5 protein-coding genes are annotated in these 4,606 nt (G+C 37.2%); 3 read left to right on the top strand and 2 right to left on the bottom strand.

The features are described 5' to 3' along the window. The 3 genes from ACH2CJ_RS13360 to ACH2CJ_RS13350 form a co-directional block, all read left to right on the top strand. On the top strand, nucleotides 1–536 hold a 536-nt coding region (locus ACH2CJ_RS13360; protein ID WP_394993369.1), incomplete at its 5' end, for an MFS transporter. Between the two features lie 112 nt (nucleotides 537–648). After that, entirely contained in the window at nucleotides 649–2,019 is a 1,371-nt protein-coding gene (locus ACH2CJ_RS13355) for a right-handed parallel beta-helix repeat-containing protein (protein WP_394993367.1), read from the top strand. A 15-nt stretch (nucleotides 2,020–2,034) separates the two neighbouring features. After that, nucleotides 2,035–2,844, top strand: a complete 810-nt coding sequence (locus ACH2CJ_RS13350) for a sugar phosphate isomerase/epimerase family protein (RefSeq protein ID WP_394993365.1) — start codon at nucleotides 2,035–2,037, stop codon at nucleotides 2,842–2,844. A 148-nt stretch (nucleotides 2,845–2,992) separates the two neighbouring features. Here ACH2CJ_RS13350 and ACH2CJ_RS13345 read toward each other — a convergent pair whose 3' ends face one another. Together ACH2CJ_RS13345 and ACH2CJ_RS13340 are read right to left on the bottom strand one after the other, a co-directional pair. Continuing rightward, on the bottom strand, nucleotides 2,993–3,757 hold the full coding sequence (locus ACH2CJ_RS13345) for an SDR family oxidoreductase (RefSeq protein WP_394993370.1): 765 nt from the start codon (nucleotides 3,755–3,757) through the stop codon (nucleotides 2,993–2,995). A gap of 16 nt (nucleotides 3,758–3,773) precedes the next feature. After that, nucleotides 3,774–4,606, bottom strand: an 833-nt coding sequence (locus ACH2CJ_RS13340; protein ID WP_394993363.1) for a zinc-binding dehydrogenase, incomplete at its 5' end; no start/stop codon positions are given.

Raw genomic sequence — 4,606 nt, 5'->3', positions numbered from 1 at the left:
CATTACTTTCTCTATTCTTAGGAATAGTTTTTGGAGTTTTACTTTATAAAAAGGTAGGCTCGATAATAGGAAAACGGACATTGATTCAACTTTGTATTTCATTATTGGTTTTTTCGATTATTGGTTCAGACTCTGCAACTTTATTTGCAGGTTTTGCTTTATTTAAGTTCTTTATTGGTGTTTTTCTCGGAATTCTTGCTCTGCTATGTCCAAGATATTTAGCAGAAATTTCACCTAAAACCATTCGTATAAAAACAGTTTCTTTGTATTTTATTATGGTAGTTATGGGCGTAATTATTGCTTATTTTACCAATAATTTATTGATACAAAAATGGCAAAATAATTGGGTAACCCTCTTACAATTAACGCCATCATTGTTATTTTTTGGTGGATTGTTTTTTGTTAATGAAAGCCCAATTTGGTTAATTGAAAAGAAAAGAAGATTTGAAGCCTACCAAATTTTAGTGCGTATTGGTGGTACATCTTATGCCAATGTAGAAACCAAACACTTGGAACATAGTTTCAAGCAAAAATAATATTTTGAATTAAAACGGGAAAAGTAGCAATAATTTCCTTTTCTATCTTGGAAGCTAAATCTTCGGGTAGATTTGGTTTTTGATTGTTTTTAAACTCTTCCAAATCAAAAAAATGAAATATCTTTTTCTCTCAATTTTCTTTGTTTTTGCAATAAATAACCAACTTTCTGCCCAAACTTGGTACGTTTCAGGTGACGGAAATGACGCAAACAATGGAAAAACGCCAACAAACGCTTTTCGAACTTTACAAAAAGCCGCCGATTTGGTCGAAGCTGGTGATATAGTTTGGGTTGGAAATGGACATTATTTAAGTCCTGATAAAGGAAATGGGAGTGCGGTACTTTCAATAAAAAAATCAGGAAAACCAGACGCTTGGATTACGTGGAAAGCACAAAAGGGGCATCATCCCGAAATTAACCCGACTGGTTGGGGAGGAATCCAAATTTCTGCTTCGTATCAAATTATTGATGGTATAAATGTTATTGGCAGCAATGATGCTATCGTTTTGCTTCATGCCTTGGAAGATGCAAAAAAAACAACTCCAGACCCTTATTACAACACCAATGGTATTTTTGTTAATGGTCGCACAAGCAAACATGGTGAAAAACCACATCACGTTATCATACGTAATTGTGAAGTTGGCAAATGCCCTGGAGGTGGAATAGTTGCCATTGAAGCCGATTATGTAACGGTTGAAGACTGCAAGGTTTTCAATAATGCTTGGTTTATGCGTTATGGTGGTTCGGGTATCACTACGCTCAATAATTGGGCTTTTGACGATGCTCAGGGCTATCATATCATTATTCAGCGTAACTTTGTTTGGAACAATAAAACGCTTGTTCCATGGGAAAAAATTGGTAAATTGAGCGATGGAAATGGCATTTTACTTGATGTAACTGACCAAGCTCAGGCTACTGGAGCAACAAATCCGAATGCAGATGCAGTTATCAAACCTGCTGATAATCAAGTAGTTGCACCTCAGACAGTTGAAAAACCTAAACGGCCAGAATGGAAAGGCCGTGCATTAATAGCTAATAATGTGAGTGCATTTAATGGTGGCTCGGGCATTCATACTTTTCGCACAAAGTTTGTTGATATTATCAATAATACAACTTATTGGAATGGTCAAACGGTGGGTTATCAGGAGCTTTTTCCTAACCGTTCCGAAGATGTCGTCATTATGAATAACATAATTGTTCCACGACCAGGCGGAAAAGTTACATCCAATAATAGAAATACCAATATTCGTTGGGACTATAACCTTTATCCCGTTATCCAAAACGTTTTTGTTGGTGCAAATGACATTATTGCCGAACCACAATTTATTGATATTCAAGAAAATATTTTAAAAGGCAACTTTCATTTAGTTAAAAAAAGCAAGGGGCTTAATTCGGGAAGTAGTGAATTGGCTCAACCGACAGATATTTTAGGAAAAACTCGTCCAAAAGGAACAAGTAGAGACCGAGGGGCGTTTGAACAATAATATTAGTAATATCGAATGAAAATTAAATTTTATGCTCCATTGTGGGGAAATTCGCTTGCTTTTGATATTTTTTGCCAAAATGTAAAAGCTGTTGGCTATGATGGCGTTGAAATGGCGTTGCCTTTTGAGGTAAACGAAAAGCAACAAATTATTGAAACTTTAAAAAAAAACAATCTTGAATTAATCGGTCAATATTGGCAATCTTTTGAAAGAAATCTTGAAGAACACGCCCAAAACTACGAGAAATATTTACGAAATTTAATTTCAGGGAAACCTGTTTTTATTAATTGTCAAACAGGAAAAGATTATTTTGATTTTGAGCAAAACAAACAACTTTTTGATTTAGCTGCTCAAGTTTCTAAGGAAACAGGAGTCAAAATTATTCACGAAACACATCGAGGGAAAAGCCTTTTTGCAGCACATATTACCCAAGATTATTTAACCAAAATTCCTGATTTACGAATTTGTTTAGATATTTCTCACTGGTGCAATGTCCATGAGTCACTTTTGGCCGATCAGCAAGAAGCTATAGATTTGGCAATAGTTCATACTGACCATATTCACAGCCGAATTGGGCATCCGGAAGGACCACAAGTAAATGACCCTCGAGCGGCAGAATGGACAGATATTTTGGAAACGCATTTAGCTTGGTGGGACAAAGTGGTAGAAACGCACAAAAAAAATGGAACAAACCTAACAATTACCACCGAATTTGGACCAGCAAATTATATGCCTACCATGCCTTATACCCAAATGCCATTAGCAAATCAATGGGAAATTAATGTTTATATGATGAATTTGCTCAAATTAAGATATAATTTGTGATATTTGTTTTCTACAATATTTTGATTGTTTGATTATTGCTTGATAAAAAAAATTTTACAGCCTAATATTACATCAATCATTTAATATTAGGCTGTAAATTTAGGTCTGTTAAGTTTAAAACTTGATTTTATATGGTAAATTTATGAATTTACCTTCCCATCCAACCACCATCAACAGTAACGATGGTTCCGTTTACATAATTAGCTGCATCAGAAGCCAAAAACAAAGTTATCCCTTTGAAATCCTCTGGCGTTCCCCATCTTCCTGCTGGGATTCTTGACAAGATTGAGGCACTTCTTTCTGGGTCATTTCTGAGGGCTTCTGTATTATCCGTACTGATATAACCTGGAGCAACTGCATTCACATTTACTCCTTTGCCTGCCCATTCGTTGGCGAGGGCTTTTACCAAACTTCCAATTGCTCCCTTGCTTGCAGCATAACTTGGTACGGTTATTCCACCCTGAAATGTTAGGAGGGAAGCGGTGAAAATGATTTTACCACTGCCACGTTCTACCATTTCTTTGCCAAATTCACGAGCTAAAATAAATTGTGAATTGAGGTTGATTTCGATGATTTCGTCCCAATATTCATCTGGATGTTCTGCTGCAGGTTTACGCAAAATATTTCCTGCATTATTAACCAAAATATCTACGATTGGATGAGCCGACTTTGCTTTTTTTATAAAATTATAGAGAGCAGACCGGTCTTTGAAATCACATTGATAGGCGTAAAATTCACGACCTAAGGCCTTTACTTCATTTTCAATGCTGCTATTTTCTAATTCCAAAGTAGCCGAAACGCCAATAATATCGGCTCCCGCTTCTGCCAAAGCCAATGCCATTGCTTTGCCAATACCTCGTTTACATCCTGTAACGAGGGCAACTTTTCCTTCTAAATTAAAACTATTTAATATGCTCATTTTCTATGTTTTATTGAATTTCTAATAAATATTTCATTCCCGCAGGGTTTTTGTCAATCGTTTCAAAAACCTTTTGTGCTTCATCTAAAGGAGAAATTTTAGTAATCATTTTTTCCAAAGGTAAAGCATCACTCGCTGCTAAAGCAATCGCCTCATCAAAATCTTCGGGTTCGTAAACTCTCGCTCCAATCAATTTTAGTTCTCGCCAGAAGAAGCGGAATAAGTCTACCGATTTTGGCTCAGAGTGAATCGCTACCATCACAATTCTACCTCTCACTCTCGGAATCTGGGTCATAGCAGTTACGCCAGCTTGCACGCCCGACACCTCAAAAACTACATCTGCCATTGCTCCGTTGGTGAATTTTTCCACAGTTTCAACTAAATCTTGTTCTTTCGGATTTACCGTTTGAAAACCAAGAGATTGTATGAATTCTATTCGGTTTGTATTTACTTCTGAAATCAATACATTCGCCCCTTTTTGGCGAGCCACCAAGGCTACCAACAAACCAATAGGGCCGCCCCCAATAACTACTGCATTTTCGCCAGCAACAACTTCTCCCAAACGAACATCGTGGCAAGCAACCGCCAAAGGCTCAATCATTGCTCCCAATTGAAGTGAAAGGTTTTCGGGCAAACGGTGTAGGGTAAACGCAGGTACATTCCAATATTGTTGCATACCACCTGGCGAGTCAATGCCAATAAATTTGAGATGTTGACCGATATGTCTATACCCATTATCAGCAGGCATTTCTGCCCCTGGATTTAATGGACGAACGGTTACGTTTTCGCCAACTTTCCAGTCGTTTACACCTTCGCCCAACTCTTCTATCACGCCCGAAACCT

This window comes from Emticicia sp. (assembly GCF_043780375.1).
Classification (GTDB): Bacteria; Bacteroidota; Bacteroidia; order Cytophagales; family Spirosomataceae; genus Emticicia.
Note: the sequence above shows the minus strand (reverse complement) of the source record. Positions and strands in the feature narration are given on the sequence as shown.